At 75.6% G+C, this 16,078-nt stretch carries 21 protein-coding genes; 10 read left to right on the top strand and 11 right to left on the bottom strand.

Annotated features, from left to right (window positions below; translation table 11 throughout):
• Positions 1 to 56: 56 nt before the first annotated feature.
• A complete protein-coding gene (locus tag ACIQUQ_RS20390; RefSeq protein WP_403977856.1) occupies positions 57 to 497 on the bottom strand; it encodes a MarR family winged helix-turn-helix transcriptional regulator in 441 nt (146 codons plus the stop codon).
• Positions 498 to 577: 80 nt separating this feature from the next.
• Between ACIQUQ_RS20390 and ACIQUQ_RS20385 the strand changes: the two genes are divergently transcribed.
• Positions 578 to 1,258: a maleylpyruvate isomerase family mycothiol-dependent enzyme gene (locus ACIQUQ_RS20385; RefSeq protein WP_403977612.1), complete on the top strand. Its 681-nt coding sequence runs from the start codon at positions 578 to 580 to the stop codon at positions 1,256 to 1,258.
• 38 nt (positions 1,259 to 1,296) lie between these two features.
• Here ACIQUQ_RS20385 and ACIQUQ_RS20380 read toward each other — a convergent pair whose 3' ends face one another.
• The 3 genes from ACIQUQ_RS20380 to ACIQUQ_RS20370 are packed head-to-tail and all read right to left on the bottom strand — an operon-like array spanning position 1,297 to position 4,176.
• Entirely contained in the window at positions 1,297 to 2,001 is a 705-nt protein-coding gene (locus ACIQUQ_RS20380; protein ID WP_403977610.1) for a DUF998 domain-containing protein, read from the bottom strand.
• A 21-nt stretch (positions 2,002 to 2,022) separates the two neighbouring features.
• Positions 2,023 to 3,675, bottom strand: coding sequence for an MFS transporter (locus ACIQUQ_RS20375; protein ID WP_403977608.1), 1,653 nt, complete (start codon positions 3,673 to 3,675; stop codon positions 2,023 to 2,025).
• Between the two features lie 57 nt (positions 3,676 to 3,732).
• Complete coding sequence (locus ACIQUQ_RS20370; protein WP_403977606.1) at positions 3,733 to 4,176, bottom strand: DUF3224 domain-containing protein; 444 nt, start codon at positions 4,174 to 4,176, stop codon at positions 3,733 to 3,735.
• A gap of 81 nt (positions 4,177 to 4,257) precedes the next feature.
• Here ACIQUQ_RS20370 and ACIQUQ_RS20365 point away from each other — a divergent pair, with 81 nt between their 5' ends.
• A complete protein-coding gene (locus tag ACIQUQ_RS20365) occupies positions 4,258 to 5,307 on the top strand; it encodes a helix-turn-helix transcriptional regulator (protein ID WP_403977604.1) in 1,050 nt (349 codons plus the stop codon).
• 72 nt (positions 5,308 to 5,379) lie between these two features.
• Here the strand turns inward: ACIQUQ_RS20365 and ACIQUQ_RS20360 are convergent, their stop codons facing one another.
• Positions 5,380 to 5,574, bottom strand: a complete 195-nt coding sequence (locus ACIQUQ_RS20360) for a hypothetical protein (RefSeq protein WP_403977602.1) — start codon at positions 5,572 to 5,574, stop codon at positions 5,380 to 5,382.
• 135 nt (positions 5,575 to 5,709) lie between these two features.
• Here ACIQUQ_RS20360 and ACIQUQ_RS20355 point away from each other — a divergent pair, with 135 nt between their 5' ends.
• A complete protein-coding gene (locus tag ACIQUQ_RS20355) occupies positions 5,710 to 5,940 on the top strand; it encodes a hypothetical protein (RefSeq protein ID WP_403977601.1) in 231 nt (76 codons plus the stop codon).
• A 143-nt stretch (positions 5,941 to 6,083) separates the two neighbouring features.
• Here ACIQUQ_RS20355 and gap read toward each other — a convergent pair whose 3' ends face one another.
• Positions 6,084 to 7,082, bottom strand: coding sequence for a type I glyceraldehyde-3-phosphate dehydrogenase (gap, locus tag ACIQUQ_RS20350; RefSeq protein WP_403977600.1), 999 nt, complete (start codon positions 7,080 to 7,082; stop codon positions 6,084 to 6,086).
• A gap of 137 nt (positions 7,083 to 7,219) precedes the next feature.
• Positions 7,220 to 8,176, bottom strand: a complete 957-nt coding sequence (locus ACIQUQ_RS20345) for a GlxA family transcriptional regulator (protein ID WP_399942935.1) — start codon at positions 8,174 to 8,176, stop codon at positions 7,220 to 7,222.
• A gap of 169 nt (positions 8,177 to 8,345) precedes the next feature.
• Between ACIQUQ_RS20345 and ACIQUQ_RS20340 the strand changes: the two genes are divergently transcribed.
• Entirely contained in the window at positions 8,346 to 8,825 is a 480-nt protein-coding gene (locus tag ACIQUQ_RS20340; protein ID WP_403977597.1) for a zinc ribbon domain-containing protein, read from the top strand.
• Between the two features lie 126 nt (positions 8,826 to 8,951).
• On the top strand, positions 8,952 to 9,377 hold the full coding sequence (locus ACIQUQ_RS20335) for a hypothetical protein (RefSeq protein ID WP_403977595.1): 426 nt from the start codon (positions 8,952 to 8,954) through the stop codon (positions 9,375 to 9,377).
• Between the two features lie 87 nt (positions 9,378 to 9,464).
• Here ACIQUQ_RS20335 and ACIQUQ_RS20330 read toward each other — a convergent pair whose 3' ends face one another.
• Positions 9,465 to 9,731, bottom strand: coding sequence for a hypothetical protein (locus ACIQUQ_RS20330; RefSeq protein WP_403977593.1), 267 nt, complete (start codon positions 9,729 to 9,731; stop codon positions 9,465 to 9,467).
• Positions 9,718 to 10,002 carry a DUF6400 family protein gene (locus ACIQUQ_RS20325; RefSeq protein WP_403977591.1) on the bottom strand — a complete coding sequence of 95 codons (285 nt, stop codon included), beginning with the start codon at positions 10,000 to 10,002 and terminating at the stop codon, positions 9,718 to 9,720. Before ACIQUQ_RS20325 ends, ACIQUQ_RS20330 begins: the two co-directional genes overlap by 14 nt.
• A gap of 292 nt (positions 10,003 to 10,294) precedes the next feature.
• Here ACIQUQ_RS20325 and ACIQUQ_RS20320 point away from each other — a divergent pair, with 292 nt between their 5' ends.
• The 3 genes from ACIQUQ_RS20320 to ACIQUQ_RS20310 all read left to right on the top strand — a co-directional run bounded on the left by ACIQUQ_RS20320 (position 10,295) and on the right by ACIQUQ_RS20310 (position 12,434).
• Positions 10,295 to 11,017, top strand: coding sequence for a PaaI family thioesterase (locus ACIQUQ_RS20320; protein WP_403977589.1), 723 nt, complete (start codon positions 10,295 to 10,297; stop codon positions 11,015 to 11,017).
• Between the two features lie 140 nt (positions 11,018 to 11,157).
• The gene (locus ACIQUQ_RS20315) at positions 11,158 to 11,781 is read left to right on the top strand and encodes a histidine phosphatase family protein (RefSeq protein WP_403977587.1); all 624 of its coding nucleotides are present in this window, start codon (positions 11,158 to 11,160) and stop codon (positions 11,779 to 11,781) included.
• A 137-nt stretch (positions 11,782 to 11,918) separates the two neighbouring features.
• Complete coding sequence (locus ACIQUQ_RS20310) at positions 11,919 to 12,434, top strand: GNAT family N-acetyltransferase (protein ID WP_403977854.1); 516 nt, start codon at positions 11,919 to 11,921, stop codon at positions 12,432 to 12,434.
• 33 nt (positions 12,435 to 12,467) lie between these two features.
• Here ACIQUQ_RS20310 and ACIQUQ_RS20305 read toward each other — a convergent pair whose 3' ends face one another.
• The gene (locus ACIQUQ_RS20305; RefSeq protein ID WP_403977585.1) at positions 12,468 to 13,298 is read right to left on the bottom strand and encodes a TIGR04222 domain-containing membrane protein; all 831 of its coding nucleotides are present in this window, start codon (positions 13,296 to 13,298) and stop codon (positions 12,468 to 12,470) included.
• Between the two features lie 115 nt (positions 13,299 to 13,413).
• On the opposite strand from ACIQUQ_RS20305, the gene ACIQUQ_RS20300 reads away from it, so the two are divergent.
• Positions 13,414 to 14,205 (top strand): hypothetical protein, encoded by a 792-nt coding sequence (locus ACIQUQ_RS20300; RefSeq protein WP_403977583.1) that lies wholly within the window; start codon positions 13,414 to 13,416, stop codon positions 14,203 to 14,205.
• A 59-nt stretch (positions 14,206 to 14,264) separates the two neighbouring features.
• Here the strand turns inward: ACIQUQ_RS20300 and ACIQUQ_RS20295 are convergent, their stop codons facing one another.
• Positions 14,265 to 14,906, bottom strand: a complete 642-nt coding sequence (locus ACIQUQ_RS20295) for a hypothetical protein (protein ID WP_403977581.1) — start codon at positions 14,904 to 14,906, stop codon at positions 14,265 to 14,267.
• A 245-nt stretch (positions 14,907 to 15,151) separates the two neighbouring features.
• Here ACIQUQ_RS20295 and ACIQUQ_RS20290 point away from each other — a divergent pair, with 245 nt between their 5' ends.
• Positions 15,152 to 16,069, top strand: coding sequence for a Rieske 2Fe-2S domain-containing protein (locus ACIQUQ_RS20290; protein ID WP_403977579.1), 918 nt, complete (start codon positions 15,152 to 15,154; stop codon positions 16,067 to 16,069).
• Positions 16,070 to 16,078: the final 9 nt, after the last annotated feature.

Genomic DNA, 16,078 nt, shown 5'->3' with positions numbered 1-16,078 from the left:
CGTCCCGCCGGGGGCCGCGGTGCCGAGCCGAGGGGCCCCCGGCGGCGGGGCTGCACTCAGGCCCAGGGGTCGGTGATCTCGCGCAGCATCGTCAGCGCCTCCCGGAGCTGCTTCATCCGCCGGGCGCCGAGGTGGGCCTCCCACTCCCCCTCCACCTCGGCGACGACCGCGTCGGCGACGCGCTTGGCCGCCCACGCCTTCTCCGCGGCGCACACCAGCCGCGCCCGCCTGTCGGTCGGGTCCGGCGTCCGCCGGACGTAGCCGGTCTTCTCCAGCTGGTCGACCAGGAAGCCGGCCGTCTGCTTGGTGATCTGGGCCTGGGCGGCCAGCTCGGTCAGCCGGGTCCCGTCGGGGCCGATCCGCTGCATCACGCGCGCCTGGGCGGGCGTGAAGTCGTCGAACCCGGCCTCGGCGAGCGCCGCGAAGACCCGGTCCTCCAGCGCGCGGTACGGGATGAACAGGAGCACGCCCGTGCTGAGACCGTCCTCCGCCGCCATCCTCGACACCCCGTCCCACAACCTTGACTTCAGTCAGAGAGACTGACTAATTTGGTCAGAGAAGCTTACCACTTGAGTAGGTGATTCCCGTGACCTTTGCCCTGGGGACCGACGAACTGTGGACGATCGTCGAACGTGAGCGGACGAGCCTGGCGGAGCTCCTGGAGGGCCTGGCCCCGCAGGAATGGGAGCGCCCCACGCAGTGCGGGGACTGGCGGGTCCGGGACGTGGCCGCGCACCTGACCATCGGGGCGCGCTCCACCGTCGGCTGGGCGCTGCGCGAGTTCGTGCGCGCCCGCGGCAACACCGACCGGATGATCCACGACTCCGCGGTACGCGAGGCCGCGCGGCCGACCGCCGAGATCGTGGCCGACCTCCGCGAGATCGCGGGCTCCCGCCGGATGGCGCTCGGCACCACGCCCCGCGAGTCGCTGTTGGACGTCCTCGTGCACGGCCAGGACATCGCGCTGGCGCTCGGCCGCGAGCGGCCGATGCCGCCGCTGGCCGCGCGTGACGCCGCGGACCGGGTCTGGACGATGCGCTTCCCGCCCCGCCCCTGGCCGCTGCCCCGGGCCCGGCTGGTCGCGACGGACGTGGAGTGGAGCCGCGGCGAGGGCGAGGAGATCCGCGGGCCGGTCTCCGCGCTGCTGATGCTGCTGACCGGCCGGGCCCCCGCGGTCGAGGGGCGGCTGGAGCGGGGTGCGCGGCCTTCCGGACCCGAGCCGCCCGGAGACGGCGTACCCGCCACGCAACCGGTGTAGGGGCACCGGGCGCCGAGGGCCGCGCTCACCCGCGCCCGTCACCCGGGCCGGCCACCGGAGCGCGCCGCCGGTTCACGGGCCCGGCCCGCCCGGAGGTCGCGGCCCGCCGAGAAGGCGATGACGGCACCGGAGCCGATGATCCAGAGGACGCTGGGCCAGGCGGCGGCCCGTTCGACCGCCCCCTGGGCGCCGGGGTCGGGCCTGACCCCGGTGAGCACGGCGCAGACCAGGGACGTCACGCCGCACACGATGCCCAGGGTGCCCCAGTACGGCCGGCCCGCCCGCCGGAGCAGGGTCCCCAGCAGCAGCACGCCCGCGGCCCCGAAGAAGAAGCAGGTGCCGGCGGACAACAGGTGAACGGTGGGACGGACGTTGTACGGGTTGAGGCCCGTGGACGTGAGGCCCAGGCCGCTGACCGCCAGGGTGGCGAAGGCCGCGTTCCTGATCCGGCCCGGCGGGAAGAGCGCCGCGTTGAGCACCGCGCCCAGGAACAGGCACGCGCCCCCGACGATCCAGGCCACGTCGGCCGCCTCGTGCCAGGGGGAACAGAAGCGGAACCCCTCGATGCGGCCGCAGCGGGTGATGCCGAGTGCCGAAATGATCTCGCGCACGAGGTTCTGGTTCGTGGCCCGGGGCAGGACGAAGACGTTGTTGACCACGAGCATCTGGATCAGCGAGGCCCAGAGGAGGCCTCCGGCAGCGAGCCTCCGCGGAGCCCTGGCGGCGAGTTCGTGCTCGTGCATGCGGGTCGCTCCCCCGTTCGGTCAGGACCGTCGGGTGCGCCGCGGCGCGGCGGCCGGGACGGGTTCGGACGTGCGCACGGGATCACGGCCGGACGGCGTGGTCACCCGGGTCCCCGGGTGCAGGAGGGTGCACAGGTACGCCACGCCGAGCGCGATGGCCATCCCGTAGAACACCCACCGGTTGGCCTCGGCGAAGTCCAGGCGGATGTCCTGGATGGCGTGCCGCATCGCCGTGGCGGTGGGCCCGTCGCCGGTGGGCACGTGGTCGTCCGGGTGGCCCGTGACGCGTTCCGCGATGCCGCGGGCCAGGCCGTGCGCCGCGTCCTCCGGCGTGCCCTTCGCCGTCAGCGTCCGCGCCACCCGGTCGGTGGTGACGTGGGTGAGGACCGTACCGAAGACCGCCATCCCGACGGCGGCCGCGTAGTTGCGCACGGTCTGGGTGATGCCGGTGACCTCGCCGTACGAGGCTCCGATCGCCCGGTTGACGGCGTCCGTGGAGGCCGGCGACAGCAGGAAGCCGATGCCCGCCCCGGCGAGGCAGGCGTACGGCCACTGGTCGTGGGCCGAGAGGTCCGTCAGCCGGGTCGCCCACAAGGCGAACCCGGCGCAGGCCAGGGCCGTGCCGAGGCGCATCGCGGGACGGGCTCCGCGTTTGTCGAGGATCCGGCCGCCCCACTGGGCGGCGAGGCCGAAGCCGGCGAAGAAGTACAGCACGTACAGGGCGGCTTGGTGCGGGGAGGCGCTGAGCGAGACCTGCGCGTACACCGAGGCGAAGAACATCACCGGGACGAACGCCAGCGTCGCGAAGAAGAGCACGAGGGTGTCCGCGGTGAACGCCCGGTCGCGGAACACCCGCAGCCGGATCAGCGGTTGGGCGGTGCGCAGTTCGTACCGGCAGAAGACCGCGAGGACGGTGAGCCCGCCGAGGATGCAGGCCCAGGTGGCGGCGCTCCCCCAGCCCCAGGACGACGCCTGCTGGAGACCGAGGACGTTGAGGCCGAGACCGGTCGCCACCAGCACCGCGCCGGGCGCGTCGAGGCGCTCGCGCCGCCGTGCGTCGGGGAACTGGGCGAAGGCGGTCAGGAGCAGGGCGACGACGGCGACGGGCAGGTTCACCCAGAACACGGCCCGCCAGGTCCAGGCGGTCAGCCAGCCGCCGAGCAGCGGGCCCAGCGCGGTGAGCGCGCCGGCCAGGACGTAGAACACGGCCAGTGCACGGCCCCGTTCGTCGACCGGGAACACGGCGACGACCACGGCCAGCGCCGCGGGGAACACCAGTGCCGCGCCCAGCCCTTGGGTGGCGCGGAAGAGCACGAGCCAGGTCTGGGCGAGGTCGCCGCTCGGCACGGAGCCGCACAGCACCGACGAGACGACGAAGACGAACGTGCCCGCCACCACCATCCGGCGGTGCCCGTGGATGTCGGCGAGCCGGCCGCCTAGCGCGAAGAACGCGGCGAGCGCGAGCAGATAGGCGTTGACCACGCGCTGCATCCCGGAGGACGACAGGCCCAGCTCCTCGGTGATGCTCGGGGCGGCGATGCTGACGATCGTCTGGTCCACGAAGACCATCGCGACCGTGAAGACCATGGCCGCGAGGGCGAGACGTCGTCCGCCGCTGCCGCCCGCGGCGGCCTGTGAGGCGCCCGGAGCGGTGCCCCCTGCGTCGTTCACCATTCCGATTCTCCCCGTGGGAGAGCCGTCGCGCACGCCGGCAGGGGGCGCCTGCGGCCGTCAGGCCCCGGGCAGTTCGTAGTCGAAGGCGTACGCCACCGACTCGGGGCTGTGCGGCGAGAAGAAGTGGCCGGTGCCGCGCAGACCGGCGAGTTCTCCGGTGCCGGAGCCGGGTACGACCTCGAACGTGCAGTGCGTGCCGTCCGCGTCGAAGGTGCCGCTCTCGGCCAGTACGAAGCCGCCCTTGCGGCCGTCGAGGCTGCCGCTGAGCAGTTCGAGGCCGGTGAACGTGCCTTCGGCGGGGCCGAGGTACGCGATGGTGTAGCGGCACACGGTGCCGGCGGCTTCGATGCCGCCGGAGAAGGTGTTCGTGACGGTGGCGCCGGCCAGCCGCGGCACGGTGCCGGCGGCGCCGTGGGCGTCGGCGGTGCCGGCGCTGTCCGCGGGCTCCTCGGTCCAGTCCGCGTACCGGAACCGGCCGGTGGTGTGGCGGGTGCTGCTCATGGGTTTCCTCCCCGGAGTGCTCGGGCTCAGGGCAGTCATCCTCCGGCCGGTACCTGACACCTTCTGTCATATACATGAGCCATGCGCGCCGACCGACTGATCACGCTCCTGCTGCTGCTCCAGAACCGGGGGCGGCTGACGGCCCGTGAACTCGCCGCGGAACTGGAGGTGTCGGTGCGCACGGTGCACCGGGACATCGAGGCGCTGGGTGCGTCGGGAGTGCCGGTGTGCGCGGACCGCGGGCCCGCGGGCGGGTTCCGGCTGGTGGACGGGTACCGGACGAGACTGACCGGGCTCACCGGCGCGGAGGCGGACTCGCTGCTGTTCGCGGGCGCGCCGGGGCAGGCGGCGGAGCTGGGGCTCGGCGCGGACCTGGCCACGGCCCGGCTCAAGCTGGAGGCCGCCCTGCCGACGGCGCTGGCCGGGCGCGTCCGCGTGGTGCAGGACCGCTTCCACCTGGACGCCCCGGCCTGGTTCCGCGACGCCGACCCGGTGCCGTACCTCGCGGCGATCGCGCAGGCGGTGTGGGACCAGCGGGTGGTACGGGCCGACTACCGGCGGTGGCGGGGCGACGTGCGGCGCGAACTGCTGCCGCTGGGGCTCGTGCTGAAGGGCGGCGCCTGGTACCTGGTGGCGCGGGCCGACGGGGCACCCGAGCCCCGTACGTACCGGGTCTCACGCTTCCTTGCCGTGGAGGTGCTCGGCGAAACGTTCGACCGGCCTGAGGGATTCGGCCTCGCCGCGTACTGGGAGGAGTCCGCGCGACGGCTGGAGGCGGCCTGCCTGCAGCAGACGGCCCGGCTGCGGCTGTCACCCCGCGCGGCACGGCTGCTGCCGGTGCGGTTCGGCTCCGCGGGCGTCGCGGCGCTGGCAGGGGCGGGCGCCCCGGACGCGGAGGGCTGGGTGGAGGTGGCGATGGCCGTGGAGAACGACCGGGTCGCGGTGGGCGACCTGCTGCGGCTCGGCCCCGGGGCCGAGGTGCTGGATCCGCCGGGGCTCCGTGCGGCGGTCCGGCAGGCCGTACGGGAACTGGCCGGGCTGTACGAGGTCCTGGGCGGCCCGGGTCCGGCGGTTCCGGGCGGGCACGTCGCCGACGGCCCGGACCCGGGCGGCCCCTCTCCAGTCCGGTGAAGCCCGCGGGCGCGGCGAGTCCGGGGACCGGCCGCGCCGGCCGGCCGCGTCACGCCGGGCGGCGCCCCGGCCTCAGGGCTGCGAGGCCTCCGGGTGGGTCTCGGTCTTCAGCGTCCAGTACTCGCCGAGGCACACGTCCGGCAGGGGCGGGAAGCGGTGGCCCCGCACGTCGGTGCTCCAGTGGTGTTCGCCGCCGCAGTCGCATTCGTAGATCCCGCTGGCCGGCACGATCTCGCCCGGGTGCCACGACGTTTTGTCCTCGTTCATGACCCCAGCTCTACGCCGGGTCGCGCCGCACCGCGACCCGGGGGGCCGGCGGACCGTCGGCGGGAGGCGGATGCTCCCGGCCGGAACGGGTACCCGCGTCCTTGCACGCACGTGACGTGAAGGGAGAGGTGTGCCATGGACGAGGTGCCCCAGGGCGGTGCGGGAGGCGTGCCGCTCGACGACGACAGCCAGGAGAGCCGGCGCAGGCGGCCCGGCCCCTCGCACCCCCGCGAGGCGGACCGGGCGCGGTCCCGGAGCACGGCGGGCCGCGACGGCGAGGGCGGGGACGCCCTCACCCCGAACACCGAGGCGCAGGAGGAGACGGCGCGGAAGGGCCGGCAGGGCAAGGACCGCGGGGCCCACTGAGCGCTCCGCGGCCTCCGCGACCGCGGGAACGGATGGGGGCCGCACGGTGCGGTGCGGGTCGTGACGCCCGTTCCGCTCCGTGCGGCCCTTTTCCCCGGTCAGGGTCTTGGTCCGGGACCGGCCTCACCGGCCCCGGGGGTGGTTCAGCGACCGGCGATGAGCTCCAGCGTGTCGATCACGCGGTTCGAGAAGCCCCACTCGTTGTCGTACCAGGCGACGACCTTGACGTGGCGGCCCTCGACGCGGGTGAGCTCGGAGTCGAAGATCGACGAGTGCGGGTTGCCGACGATGTCGGCGGAGACCAGCGCGTCCTCCGAGTACTCCAGGACGCCGGCGAGCGGGCCCTGCGCGGCGGCGCGGTAGGCCTCCAGGACGGCCTCGCGCGTGACGTCGCGGGCGACCGTGGTGTTCAGCTCGACGATCGAGCCGACCGGGACGGGCACGCGGATGGAGTCGCCGGACAGCTTGCCGTCGAGGTTGGGCAGCACCAGGCCGATGGCCTTCGCGGCACCCGTGGTGGTCGGCACGATGTTGACGCCGGCGGCGCGGGCGCGGCGGGGGTCGCGGTGCGGGCCGTCCTGCAGGTTCTGCTCCTGCGTGTAGGCGTGCACCGTCGTCATGAAGCCGTGCTCGATGCCGGCGAGCTCGTCGAGGACCGCGGCCAGCGGGGCGAGCGCGTTGGTGGTGCACGACGCGTTGGAGACGATCGTGTGCACCTCGGGGTCGTACGTGTCGCTGTTCACGCCGTACGCGAGGGTCACGTCCGCACCGTCCGACGGGGCGCTGACCAGGACCTTCTTGGCACCCGCGGTGATGTGGGCGCGGGCGGCGGTCGCGGAGGTGAAGCGGCCGGTGGCCTCCAGCACGATGTCGACGCCGAGCTCGGCCCAGGGCAGCTGCGCCGGCTCGCGCTCCGCGAGCACCTTGATGCGGCGGCCGTCCACGACGAGGGTGTCGCCGTCGACCGTCACCGGGCGGCCGAGCCGGCCGGAGGTGCTGTCGTAGGCGAGCAGCCGCGCGAGGGCGGTGGGCTCGGTCAGGTCGTTGACCGCGACGATCTCGAGCTTGCTGTCGCGCTCGAGCAGGGCGCGGAGGACGTTGCGGCCGATGCGGCCGAATCCGTTGATGGCGATGCGAGTCATGGTGTGTGTCCCTCCGTGTTCGTGATCAGGTTCGCCGGTGCGGGACGGTCATGACAGCGGCGTGATTGCCACGGTCCGCAAGGATCGCGCCAAGCGCTGCGGACAGGCCGGCGGACTGCGGAGGGCTCGCCCCGGGGTCACTCCCCGCGGGTGAAGGTGCGCCGGTACTCGCTGGGGGTGGTCCGCAGGATGTGCTGGAAGTGCAGCCGGAGGTTGGAGCCGGTGCCCAGGCCGACGTCCGCCGCGATCTGCTCGACGCTGCGCTCGGAACGTTCCAGCAGCTCGCGCGCCAGATCGATGCGGGCCCGCATCACCCACTGCATCGGCGTGTACCCGGTGTCCTCGGCGAAGCGGCGGGAGAACGTGCGCGGCGAGACCGCCGCGTGCCGGGCCAGGTCCTGGAGGGTGAGGGGGTCGCCGAGCCGGTGCAGGGCCCACTCGCGGGTCGCGGCGAACCGCTCGCCCAGGGGTTCGGGCACGCTGCGCGGTACGTACTGCGCCTGGCCGCCGCTGCGGTAGGGGGCGGCCACGAGCCGGCGGGCGGCGTGGTTCGAGGCCGCCACCCCGAGGTCGCGGCGCAGGACGTGCAGGCACAGGTCGATGCCCGAGGCTGCACCGGCCGAGGTGAGGACGCTGCCCTCGTCGACGAACAGGACGTTCTCGTCGACCCGCACCAGGGGCCGCTTCTCGGCGAGCGCCCGCGTGTAGTGCCAGTGCGTGGTGGCGCGCTTGCCGTCGAGCAGGCCGGTGGCGGCGAGCGCGAAGGCCCCCGTGGAGATGCCGGCGAGGCGCGCGCCGCGCTCGTGCGCGGCGACGAGTGCGTCGAGGACGGCCCCCGGGGGGTCGTCGCGGTCGGGGAACCGGTAGCCCGGGACGAAGACGGTCTGGGCCCAGGCCAGTGCCTCAAGACCGTGCGCCACCGCGTACGACAGGCCGTCGCCGCCGGTCACGAGCCCGGGCTCCGCGCCGCACACCCGTACCTCGTACGGCATGCTCGCGCGGGTCGTGAACACCTGGGCGGGGATGCCCACGTCGAGGGGCTTGGCTCCGTCGAGGACGAGGACGGCGACACGGTGCGGGTGGGAGGCTGACACGCAGGGAAGGTTACGTGGTGCCGTCGCGCCGGCCCGGACCCCCGGCGCTCGCGGTTCCCGCCGCTCCGATCTCCGGGCCCGCCCTCCCCGGCCGGTCCGGGTAGGGGATCATGGCGGGGCGAGAACGTGAGTCGAGAACGGGGCGAGGCGGGCATTGACGGAGACGGAGATGGAGGGCGTCACCCTCACCAGCCTCATGCGGGAGCCCGAGCAGGAGCAGAGCGGCGCGCTCTGGCGGCTGCGGCGCCGTACGCGCCAGCTCGACGCGAACGTGGTCCGCTTCCCTGCCGGGCATTCGGTGGCCGCCCACACGGAGGCCGAGGTCGACGTGCTGGTGATAGTGGTCGCCGGGGGCGGCACCCTCACCGTGGGCGGCGGGGCCCGTGAGCTGCGGCCCGGGATGGTGGTCCTGGTGCCGCGGGGGAAGGCCCGGGGCATCGACGCCGGCCCGGACGGGCTGGTGCTGCTCACCGCGCACCGCCGGCGCACCGGTCTGCGCATCGGCCGGCGCTCACCGGCGCGGTCGGGGCCCCCGGAGTGCGCGGTGCATCTGGTGTGCGGGAACTGCCACCGGCACGCCATCGAGGTGGACGCGCGCTACTGCAGCGCCTGCGGTACGCCGCTGCCGGAGCGCCGCGCGGCCGGCTGAGGCGCCGCGCGGAGCGGCCCCCACGGTCTCGGCGTCCTGTCAAGACACGAGATCCAGGGGCATGACGTGGGAGCGGCGGCAGGGCGTACTGGAATCTCCCCTTCCGATCCACCAGAGGAGAGCACCATGACCCGCCCCTTCCGACCGCACCGCTTCGTCCTGTTCGCCGCGTCGACCGCCATAGCCGCCGGCGGTGTGCTGGTCCCCGCGACCGCCTTCGCCGCCACCCCCTCGACCTCGCACACGGTCGTGACGGACGCCGGCGACGACAACAAGTCCACGCTGTTCCTGCGGACGAACGAGAAACAGATCGTCATCGACCCGGGCGACGGCTCCGGCACGCACCACGACGGGGGCAAGAAGCACGACGGGAAGAAGCACCCCGGCAAGAAGGGGAAGCGGCCCCACAAGCCGGACCGCATCCACGTCCCCGAGAACCCCGAGTGGCAGTGCATCACCGCGCCGTGCGGCCCGCCGCCCGGCCCGGACTCGGCCGTCCCGCCCGGGGGTCTCGCCCAGCCCGGCACTGTGGAGGGCACCAACGCCCAGTAGTTCCGCCCCCGGCTCGCCCAGCCCCACCCGGACCGTCTGCGACGGCCCGGGTGGGCGCGTGCCTGGCCTGGCTTTTCGCCTGTCAGCCTAGGCCGTGCCCAGGTCGGTGCGGGCGCGGGCGTGGTGGTCGAGCACGGGCCTCGTCGCGCCGAAACCGCTCTCGTGCACCCACACGTGCGTACACCCGGGGCACTGGAGGTGCAGGAGGCTGCCGGTGTGGGTCAGGAGGTACCGCCAGTGGTCGGCGCAGTTCCGGCCTGCCGTGCACGGCCCGCAGCCGCGCTCGTCTTCGCAGTTCGGGCAGGTCACCCAGGCGCGGCGGCCCGGATCGGCCTGCGGGTCAAGCGGCAGCACGGCCACCGCCGGGGCGGCGCGGGAGCACGCCGGCCGCGACCAGGTCGTCGTACAGGCGCTGCTGCTCGGCGTCGAGGCCCGAGTACAGGAGGTCGTACGCCGCCTCCTCGCCGCGCAGCACCTCGACCGGGTCCCAGTCGGCGCCGAGCGCGGCGAGGATCTGGGCGCGGCGCTCGATCTCGTGCCCGGTGAAGTCGACGTCGAAGCCGGCCAGGGGGCTGCCGGGGCCGTCCGGGCGGTCGGGTCCGGGTATCGGATCGTGGGAGGTCATGGCAGGAAATTAGGCAAACCTTCCTTATGGGGTCAAGGGAGGGTGTGCGGGGTCACAGGCTGCCCGGGCCCGGCCGGGCGGGGGTCGGGCCCGGGGCTGTACGGTTCCTCCGCCCGCCGGGGCCGGGGCGGACGCACCGCCGCCCTGCGGTCGGGGGCCTTCGTCAGCCGGTCGGACACGGACAGGTGCCGGCAGGTTCCGCTGCCGCCCGCGCGCCGTCGGGCCGGGGGCCGGTGGAGGTCGGGCCCGCCGGCTCTGGAGCGGGGCGCCCCGCCTGTGATGGGGTGGCGCCATGAACGACTTCGAGACGATCAAGGTGCCGGAACACCTGCACGGGTACCCGGGGGTGGCGTTCGGCGGGTACGTGGCCGGTGTGCTGGCCGGGCGGGCTGCCGCCGAGACGGTGCGGGTCGACTTCCGGCGCCCGGTGCCGACGGAGCAGCCGGTACGGCTGGCCGGCACCCCGGACGGCGGCTGCGAACTGACGGCCGACGAGGTGGTGCTGGCCGCGGCGACCCCGGCCGCGGGCGGCGGCCCGGACGTGCCCGGCGCGCCGACCTGGGAGGAGGCGCTCGCCGCGGCCGAGGCCTACCGGGCCGCGCCGCCGCCGGGGCAGGTCGACTGCTTCGGCTGCGGCCTGGACCGTACGCCCGACACCGGACTGCGCCTGCACTGCGGCGTGGTGCCGGGCCGCGACCTCGTCGCCACCGCCTGGACGCCCGGACGGGACCTGGGCGGCGCGGACTCGCTGCTGCCGGGCGAGCTGGTGTGGGGCGCGCTGGACTGCCCGGGCAACGCGGCCGGGCGCCTGCTGGACGGCCGGGCCGCCGGAGCGGTCACCGCCTCGCTGAGCGCCCGGCTGCTGCGTCCGGTGCCGGTGGGCGCGGGCCTCGTCTCGTACGCCTGGCTGTTGTCCAGCTCGGGCCGCAAGTACACCGTCGGCACGGCCCTGGCCACGGCGGACGGCGAACTGTACGCCACGGCCGAGGCGTTGTGGGTGCAGCCGCGGAGCTAGGCGGTTCCTGCGGGCTCGGGAGTGCGCCTCGCGTCCCGCGCCGGGCGGGGGCACGGGGCGCGCACCTCCCGGGAACCGGCCCGTCCCGGCCCGCGTCACTCCACAGGTCCGCATGATCGACTTCTGCTGGAGGACCGCCGATGACCGGCACGGCCGACCGCTACCTGTACCTCACCCGGCACGGCGAGGCCTCCTCGGACGAGACCGAGCTGACCGCGGCGGGCCGCCGCCAGGCCGCCCTGCTGGGCGAGCGCCTCCGCGGCGTCCCGCTGTCGGCGGTCCACCACGGGCCGCTCGCCCGGGCCGAGCAGACCGCACGCCTGATCGGCGACCGGCTCGACGGCGTCCCCCTGCGGCGCAGCGCCGCCGCAGGGGACTACATCCCGTACCTCCCGGCCCGCGAGGAATTGCCCGCGGAGACGGCCGACGCCATGCTGGGGTTCCTGAACGGCTTCCCGGCCGAGGAGCGCGAGCAGGGACCCGGGCTCGCGGCGGCGGCGCTGGCCGGGTTCACCGGCCCCGTCGCCGGCACCGAACCTCGCCACGAACTCCTCGTCACGCACAACTTCCTCGTCGGCTGGCTCGTCCGTGCCGCCCTCGACGCCCCGAAGTGGCGCTGGCTGGGCATCAACCACGCCAACGCGGCGCTGACGGTCATCCGCTACGCGCCCGGCCGGCCGCCCGCGGTCCTGCTCTTCAACGACACCGGCCACCTCCCCGCCGAGCTCCGCTGGACCGGCTTCCCGCCCGAGCTCCACGTCTGAGCCGCCGGGCGGGGCCGTGCGCGGGAACCGCACGGCGGGGCCGTAAGGTCGGCCCCGGGGCGGCAGGGGGCCGGGCCCGGACGGGAGACGGTGTGAACGGGGCGGACGGCGTGAGCGCGGCCGACGGCGTGGCCGGTATGCGGATCGCGGGCATCGAGACCGAGCGGCTGCGCCTGGTGCCGCTCGCCGTGGAGCACGCGGAGGAGATGGCCGCGGTGCTCGGCGATCCGGCTCTGCACGCCTTCACCGGCGGTGCCCCCTACTCCCCCGAGGCCCTGCGCGACCGGTACCTACGGCTGGTGGCCGGGTCCCCCGACCCCTCCGTGCTGTGGTGGAACTGGGTGATCCGCGTCCGCGCGGAGGACCGCCTGGCCGGCACGGTGCAGGCGACCGTGTCCCTCGCCGCTCCGGGGGCGGAGTGCGCGGCCGAGGTCGCCTGGGTGGTCGGGACGCCCTGGCAGGGCCGCGGGATCGCCGCCGAGGCGGCGCGCGGGCTGGTGGCCTGGCTGCGCGGGCAGGGCGTACGGACGGTCCGCGCCCACATCCGTCCCGACCACCACGCGTCCGCCGCGGTCGCCGCGGCGGCGGGCCTGGCACCCACCGCCCACCTGCACGAGGGCGAGACCAGGTGGGAGCTGCCCGGAGAGGCGTAGCCCGCGGGGCGGCGGGCGGGTGCGGTCGGTGCGTCAGACGGCCTCCCGGGGCGCCCGCGTGGGCGTCCCGACCGCCCGGGCCAGGTCCGAGGTGGCGGGGAGGGCGTGCAGGCCCTGCCGGGCGACCGTGGCGAGGGTGCGGGCGTCCTGGGGCGAGAGGTCGCGGCCGGCGCGGGTGGCGCGCACCCACGCGCCGTCCTCGTCCAGGGCGTCCAGCAGCCGGCTGCCGCGCGGGGTGGGATCCACCGGGGAGGGCGCGCGCCGCGGCGTGGTGAGCCGGTCGACGAAGACCCCCACGGCCAGGACGGCGGCGACCGCGCCGACCGCGACCCCCGGCGCGCCGTCCTCGGCGACCGCCACGCCGAACCAGGCCGCGCCCCACAGGGCGGCGAACGCCTGAAGGGCCCAGTGCGCGCGGCGCTCACCCGGGAGCGGCACGTACCCGGGGCGGGTCAGCCCGTCGCGCCGCATGCGGCCGCCGACCCAGCGCAGGCTCTCGGCGCGGGCCGCGGCGTCCCGTACGTGCCGTGCGTCGCGTCCCGTGCCGCCGCCGTTCCCGTACGCCTTGACCACCGCGGCCTCGACGGCGTCGCCCGGCCGGGGGCCGGGAGCGATGAGGATCCCGTGTCGCCCGGTCAGGGTCAGCCGGCCGGAGAGGAGCAGGGCGGCCATGCCGGTCTCCACGACGCGGCGGAGGCCGCCGTGTACGTACGCCACCTCGCGCAGCGTCAGCGGGGCGGGCCGTGTGCCGGCGGGCGGTGCGGACTCCTGCCGGAGCCACCGGCGCCGGTACCGGATCCGCAGACCGCCGAACCAGAACGTGAACCCGGCGCTCAGCACGTAGGTGAAGACGAACGCATCCACCAGCCCCCGGCCTCCTCCCGGTCCGCGGGACCAGCGGGGCCCGCGAGGGCTGAGTGTGCGGCCCCCGCGGACCGGGTGGCAAGGAGGCGGGCGCGCGGCGTGAAAGGCTGCGGGCGTGATGTGGACCGGTGAAACGCCTTCGTGGCGGGACGTGGTGGGGGCCCTGCGGGAGGCCGCGGGGGCCGAGGAGAGCGTGCGGCTCGGTGACGGGGTGACCGACGCGGAGATGGACGGCTGGGGCGTCCCGGTGCCCGGCCCTGTCCGGGAGGTGTGCCGTCGGGCCGGGCTGCTGCAGGTCGGCGACCACGACGCGTTCGGTGCCCCGCACCCGGCCGGCTCCGGGCGCCCGGGTGCCGGATGGCGGTGCGGCGAGCCCGGTTCGTACCGGATCGTCCATACCAATGCGGGCGCCGAGACGTACTACGTGGACGTCGACCGCGGGACGGGGGCGTGGGGGCCGGTGTTCGGCTTCCGGGAGGGCCACGGTGCCGAGCTGGTCGCGCCCTCGTACCAGCACTGGCTGGTCGGCGTGGCCGGTGTGGTGCGCTGCGCCGCCCGGTACGAGGAGCACTTCGGGGACTTCGCCACGGCCTTCCTGAACTGGTTCACCGGTGACTTCGCCGATGCCGGCGAGGAGTTCCCCGAGGACGCGCCCGAAGCGGTGGCGGCCGCGCGCGAGCCGGGGACCGTCGGGGTCATGACCGTCGCCGAGGCTCTGGGGTCCGGCGATCCGGTGCTCGTGGACGCCGGCTCCCGGCTGCCGGAGCGGGCGCTGCTGGCCGACCTGCGTTCGGCCTCGGGGCCGGTCGCGGTGCCGTTCGGGCGCAGCCCGGCGTGGCCCGGCGGGACGCCGGTCTACCAGCGGTTCCACGGCGGGCTGGTCCTGGCGGCGGTGGCCGCGGACTGACCGGCCGGGCGCGCCCGGCCGGTCCGCCGGATCACCCGGGGTGGATCACTTGGCGTGGATCACTTGGCGTGGATCACGATCTGCGTGACCACCCAGACCGCCCAGCCCAGCGGCAGGAGCGTGGCGTACGCCTGCGGGCGCCGCAGCACGGGTACGCCCGGCTCCAGCTGCGTGCGGCCGGGGGCGGGCTGCGACGGGGGCAGCTTGCTGAACTTCCGGTGGGCGAACAGGTTCCACAGGAGCGTGAACGGGTTGAAGAGCGCCAGGGACAGCGGGCCCCACCAGCCCAGGCACAGCGCCCTGGTGGTCATCTGACGGACGACGGATATGCCGCAGGTGCGGCAGAAGGGCCCGTCCAGGTGCTCGAAGCGCATCACGATGAGCAGGCCCACGTGGGCCCGGACCTTGACGTTCGCGGCGTCCTGGGCCCCGCAGGCCCGGCAGGCGGTCGGTACGAAGAACCCGCCGGGCGCCGGGGCGGCGTAACCACCGGGCACGGGGGCGGCGTAACCCCCCTGGGGCGGCGCGGCGTGACCGCCCTGCGGAGGAGCGGCGTAACCGGCCTGCGGCGGCGCGGCGTAACCGGCCTGCGGAGGAGCGGCGGGTCCCTGCTGCGGCGGGACGGCGGGGCCGCCGGGCGGGGCGGCGTAGGGGTTGCCGGCTGCGGGGACGTGGCCGGCGGGATGGTGCGGTGTGGTCATGGTGGTGCGATCTCCGTGCAATGAGCGGGTGTTGAGCAGTGCTCCGGGCGGAGGCGGCGACGCACGACGACGGGGGCGGGCCCCGCCGCCGGGTGCGTACCCCGGCCTCCGTGCCGGGGCACGAAAGCCGTGACGATCTTGGCGGAGGGTTCGGTTCCCACCGCGCGCGACCTGGCCGCCCACCGGCCGCTCCCCCACCCCCGGGAAGCGCGCATCTCGGCACCCGCCCCGGGTAGCCGCCCGTCATGCAGACTCACCGAGCGAGGCACACACGCCGTGGAGCACCGAGGGGTCGCCGGAGCGGGCCGGGCCCCGTCCTGCGGGCCGTGGAACGGCTGGAGCGGTCGACCGCCCCGGACGCGCTGATCGGCGGCGTGCGCAAGGCCGTGCAGGCGCTGCCGCTGGGCGGCGTCCGCGACGTGCTGCACGGCGTCCCGCTGGGGCACCCGGCCCACCCGCTGCTCGTGCAGGTGCCCATCGGGGCCTGGCTGTCGGCCGCCGTGCTGGACCTGGTACCCGGGGAGGCCCGCGGGGCGCGCACGCTCATCGGGGTGGGGCTGGCCTCGGCGGGGCCGGCCGCCCTCTCGGGCTGGACGGACTGGGCGGAGCTGCCGCCCGAGCAGGCCCGCGTGGGGCTGGTCCACGCCCTGTCGAACACGGGCGCCGTCACCCTGTACGCCGCCTCGCTGGCGCACCGGGTGCGCGGCCGGTCCGGCCGCGGCAAGCTCCTCGCGCTGGCCGGGCTGGCCTGCGTGAGCGTCGGCGGGGCCCTCGGCGGGCACCTCGCGTACCGCCAGGCGGCCGGGGCCAACCACGCCGAAGCGGTGCCGCACCTGGTGGGGCCGGGCTGGCACCGGCTGGGCCCGGTGGCGGCCTTCCCGGCGGGCAGGGCCGTACGGGCTTCCGTCGACGGGGTGGACGTGCTGGCCGTGCGGGAGGCCGGCGGCGCGGTGCACGTGCTGGCCGACCGCTGCGCCCACATGGGCGGGCCCCTGTCTGAGGGCGACGTGTCCGACGGCTGCGTCCGCTGCCCGTGGCACGGGAGCGTCTTCCGGCTGGCCGACGGGTGGAACGTACGCGGTCCGGCCACGGCTCCGCAGCCGTCGTTCGAGACCCGTCTCGTGGACGGGTTCGTGGAGGCCCGGCTGCGCCAGGAGGCGTGAAGGGGCTTC

Origin of the sequence: Streptomyces sp. NPDC101118, from assembly GCF_044759445.1 — a bacterium.
GTDB lineage: Bacteria > Actinomycetota > Actinomycetes > Streptomycetales > Streptomycetaceae > Streptomyces.
Note: the sequence above shows the minus strand (reverse complement) of the source record. Positions and strands in the feature narration are given on the sequence as shown.